Annotated in this window: 1 protein-coding gene; it reads left to right on the top strand. The window is 46.9% G+C overall.

What is annotated here, in order from left to right:
- Positions 1 to 533 (top strand): hypothetical protein (locus QM481_RS24850; protein WP_283383800.1); only part of this gene is annotated, 533 nt, incomplete at both ends.

The following is a 533-nucleotide window of genomic DNA, read 5'->3' as shown; positions in this document are numbered from 1 at the left end:
CCCTCTACCAATGCCGGGAACTATATTTGGTCTACTCAGCGCACGGCACTGAATACAAGTCTCGAGTATGGCTATTTTGCGTTAACGGGCAGTCCTATTCTTCCGAATATCGTAGCAGGTGTTGAGATACCATTGTTTCGTTTTCGAACCCAAGCTTGTATCGGAAGTATTCGTATGTATCGCAACGTAGCAGATGGTACAGGAGGAGCAGATACCCCTAAGTTGAACTCGCCCAACTCGATATATTTGAGTGGAGTTAATGGAGCACTTTCGGAGAGTTACAAAGACAACTATGGTACAGCGACGGTATGTCCAACGCCCCCAGTATCAGACTTAACGACTAGCATCAGTGGTCCAAGTACAGGATCACCAAACACAGCTTATGCTTATACCGTAACTATTAACAACGTAGGTTCAGGAGCCAGTACAGGTATTGTGAGTGAAAGTTTTAGCATTCCTACAGGATTAACCTTCAACAGCGGTGGTGGTAGTGGTTGGACTTGTGCCCCGACAGGCCCAGTAGCAGGTCCAAC

Origin of the sequence: Flectobacillus rivi (genome assembly GCF_030056655.1) — a bacterium.
GTDB classification, from domain to species: Bacteria; Bacteroidota; Bacteroidia; order Cytophagales; family Spirosomataceae; genus Flectobacillus; species Flectobacillus rivi.
Note: the sequence above shows the minus strand (reverse complement) of the source record. Positions and strands in the feature narration are given on the sequence as shown.